3 protein-coding genes are annotated in these 3,922 nt (G+C 47.2%); 2 read left to right on the top strand and 1 reads right to left on the bottom strand.

Going from position 1 to position 3,922, the window contains the following annotated elements; all coding sequences use genetic code 11:
* Together A3757_RS17100 and A3757_RS17105 are read left to right on the top strand one after the other, a co-directional pair.
* Window positions 1–1,307, top strand: a 1,307-nt coding sequence (locus tag A3757_RS17100) for an FGGY-family carbohydrate kinase (protein ID WP_068739986.1), incomplete at its 5' end; no start/stop codon positions are given.
* 130 nt (window positions 1,308–1,437) lie between these two features.
* Window positions 1,438–1,644 (top strand): hypothetical protein, encoded by a 207-nt coding sequence (locus A3757_RS17105; protein ID WP_068516480.1) that lies wholly within the window; start codon window positions 1,438–1,440, stop codon window positions 1,642–1,644.
* Between the two features lie 51 nt (window positions 1,645–1,695).
* On the opposite strand, the gene A3757_RS17110 is transcribed toward A3757_RS17105, so the two are convergent.
* On the bottom strand, window positions 1,696–3,922 hold a 2,227-nt coding region (locus A3757_RS17110; protein WP_068739988.1), incomplete at its 5' end, for a molybdopterin-dependent oxidoreductase.

A 3,922-nucleotide genomic window follows, 5' to 3' on the forward strand; every position in this document is an offset into this window, starting at 1 on the left:
GTACGGTCGTTAATGTTGATGAGCAGGGAAGGCCTGTGAGGCCAGCCATTGTCTGGCTAGACCAGCGTAGGGCAGAGGTAAAAGGGGATGTGCCCGGTTTTTGGAAGTGGTTGTTTAAAATCGCCGGGGTTGAAGATGTTGTACATCGATTTCGAGAGAAATCGCAGGCATTATGGATTTCCCAGAGCCAGCCTGAAATATGGCGCAAGACACATAAGTTTCTGCTGTTATCAGGCTATTTGAGCTTTAAGCTAACGGGAGAATTTAAAGACTCTGTTGGTGCCCAGGTTGGTTACATTCCCTTTGATTATAAGAAGTTAAAGTGGGCTGCTGAATCAGACTGGCGTTTTAAGATTTTGCCTTCTTTGTGCAAAGACATGTTACCTGAGCTGGTAGATCCTGGGGAATCATTAGGTGCTTTGACCAAAGAGGCAGCAACTCATTTGGGGCTAGATGAAGGCTTACCTATCATTGCCTCGGCGTCTGATAAAGCCTGCGAGATTATCGGCTCTGGCGGCAACCGGCCTGATATCGCTTGTATGAGCTATGGCACGACAGCGACAATCAATACAACTAACTCTAAACATATTGGACCGATTAAATACATGCCGGCTTATCCGGCTGCAATTCCAAAGTACTTTTCATCCGAGATTATGATTTATCGCGGTTTTTGGATGGTGAGTTGGTTCAAAAAAGAGTTTGGCCTACGAGAGCAAAAGATAGCCGAAGAGAGAGGCATAGAACCTGAACAGTTATTTGATGAACTGGTGAATCAGGTTCCGGCGGGCTCGATGGGGCTTATGTTGCAACCATACTGGTCACCGGGTGTGCGCGACCCTGGGCCGGAGGCAAAAGGCGGTATTATCGGGTTTGGTGATGTGCATACTCGCTCCCATATCTATCGCGCTATTCTGGAAGGTTTGGCTTACGGCTTAAAGGAAGGCATGCAGCGTCTGGAAAAGCGAAACGGGCTTAAGGTGAAAACCTTGCGTGTCTCGGGGGGCGGCTCTCAAAGTGATGCCGCGATGCAATTAACTGCTGATGTCTTTGGTATGCCTGCAGAAAGACCTCACACCTATGAAACCTCTGGCTTAGGGGCTGCCATTGATGTTGCTGTTGGTTTAGGCGTTTATGCAAGCTTCGATGAAGCCATTGAGAATATGGCGCGTGTTGGCAAGGTGTTTCAGCCAAACCCTGAACGAGTTAAGTTGTATGCTCGTTTGTATAAAGAAGTTTATTTGAAGATGTATCCCCAGCTGCAACCACTTTATAAGACAATTCGCGATATTACAGGTTACCCTGAGTAGTTTGGGATCTGTATTTCAATAGTAGACAGTATAAAAATGAAAGAGTAGACTCATATTTCTGGTTAAAAAAAGATCAGTGTTGTTCTTATTCCGTTGTAAAAATTTAAAAATAAAAAGCAGGGATTAATGAATGAAAAAATATACTCGAAATACCATTTTATACTCAGCGCTCACCGTTTCGTTTGTTGCAAGCTATTGGATTGTTCGGCAAGACGCCCAGCAACTCGACCCTTTAGTTTCAGATGTGCCCTTGATCGAAATTAATGAGCAAGCCTCGGAAGGCTTTAACACCCCTCGTCAGCCGAGTACCGTACTCGTTAGCCGCTACGACCCTTAGGAGGAATAAGCCTCGTACTTAGCTTGTACGAGGCTTATTGTCAGCTTGCCCTTAAGTAAATAGCGCTTTTATCTCAGGTACGCAAGAGCCACAATTGGTGCCAGCTTTACAGACTTTTCCAACTTCCTGTGGGCTTGTTAGTTGGTGTTCCTTTATTGCCGTTTGAATGGTTTTTTTCCCGACATTAAAGCAGGCGCATATGATTTTACCGACATCCGGCGTACCTATGGGTGGTTTGCCTGTTAATAAAGCCATGCGGCTTTCTGTATCTAAGGTTTCAGGGTGCTTATCGGTATGACTAAATAATGAGGCGATCCAGCTTCGCTCGGGTAGTTGGTAGTTCGAACCTACGATGAGCACAGCTTGAAGTATGCCTTCATTAAAGCAGGCGGTTCGAAATAATCCTTGATGCTCATCTTGATAGGTTTGCCACTCTAGCTCTCCTGAGTGGATTCTGATTTGACTGGACAGATGGGTTTGCCAGTGCTTGATTTGCCGCCTTCCTGCAAGTTCGTAATGGAAGTAGCCATCGCCTTTGATGAGTACGGTGTAGTCAATGCCATCAAGAATTAAAGGGTGACGTGAAATAACAAAACCGTGCCAGTTGGTTTGGTAAGCTTTGATGCTAACCGGCGTGTGCTTGCTTTCGGGTTGGAAGGATATTGGATCAATCTCTGGGTTAACGACTACTCCAACGCGCCCCTGGCTGCTGAATTGAGAGGTCCAGTGCATGGGGACAAATAGCTCTCCCTGCGGAAGGCGTTTAGTGACCTCCACTCGTGCAAGCATGCTTCCCCAATGACTTTCTATTTCAGCTATATCGCCCTGACTTAAACCGAACTTATGAGCGTCTTCAGGAGTGATCTCGACATAGGGCTCCGGCTTATGCTGGTTTAGCCTCGCTGATAAGGCAGTGCGGGTCATGCTATGCCATTGGTCTCGAACCCGTCCGGTATTCAAAGCAAGGGGCCAGGCCTCTGACAATGAGTTAACAGGTGGGCGATGTCTGAGTGCTATGAGTTTGGCTTTGCCGGAGGCGGTAAAGAAACCTCCTTCAGAAAAAAATCGTTTTACACCATTCGGGTGAGTGTTGTTTACGGGCCATTGCACAGGTTCTAGCGAGTCGTATTGTTCGTCACTAAGCTCTGCCAAGCCAGAGATATCGAAATCTCTAGGCCGTTGTTCAGCCGTATTTTTAAAGCCTGTTAGTGCTGCATGTTCCCGAAAAATATCGGCAGCAGATTTAAAATTAAATGCTTCGTGGTAGCCCATGGCTTTGGCTACTTGGCAGATAATCCACCAGTCGGGCTTGGCTTCACCTGCTGGTGGTAGCAGCGCTCGTTGGCGCGAAATTCGTCGTTCGGAATTGGTGACAGTACCGTCTTTTTCGCTCCAGCCCAAAGCGGGCAGTTTGACTTCGGCTCGATCTAAGGTATCCGCATGAGCGACACAGTCAGACACAACGACGAAGTCACATTGTTCAATGGCTTTCCTTACTTTTTCTGCATTGGGAAGGCTGGCGACCGGGTTGGTTGCCATGACCCATAGGGCTTTGATCTTTCCTGATGCGACGGCGTCGAAGAGCTCAATCGCTGGCATGCCTGGTGTATTGGCAAGGTTTGGGGTATTCCAGAACTCACTAAGTAGGCTTGTGTCCTGTTCATTAAACTCTAGGTGAGCCGCGAGTTGGTTTGCTAGACCGCCAACTTCACGCCCCCCCATTGCATTGGGTTGCCCCGTTAATGAGAAGGGGCCGCTGCCAGGTTTTCCAATGCGCCCTGTTGCTAGGTGACAGTTGAGAATGGCGTTAACTTTGTCAGTGCCGGACGAAGACTGATTGACCCCTTGGCTATATAGGCTCAATGTTTCTTGTGTATCACGAAACCATTCGAAAAAAGTCTTGATGATGTGGGGGGCAACATTACACTTCTCGGCGACAGTTGAAATATTGAAGGCATCTTGCTGCGCAGCCAAAATACATTGATCAAAGCCTTCAGTATATCGTTCGAGGTAGTCATTATCGATTACTCCCTCTTGATATAAGAAGGCGAGTAAGCCGTTAAACAAGGCGACATCACTACCCATTTTCACTGGAATATGCAGGTCGGCAATATCGCAGCTATCGGTCTTTCGAGGGTCAATAACGACGAGCTTCATGTCCGGGTTTGTTTCTTTGGCTTTTTTGATGCGTTGGAACAGTACCGGGTGGCACCATGCTGCGTTAGAGCCTATCAGAACAACTAGCTTAGAGAGTTCAAAATCTTCATAGCAGTTGGGA

Source organism: Oleiphilus sp. HI0117 (assembly GCF_001635235.1).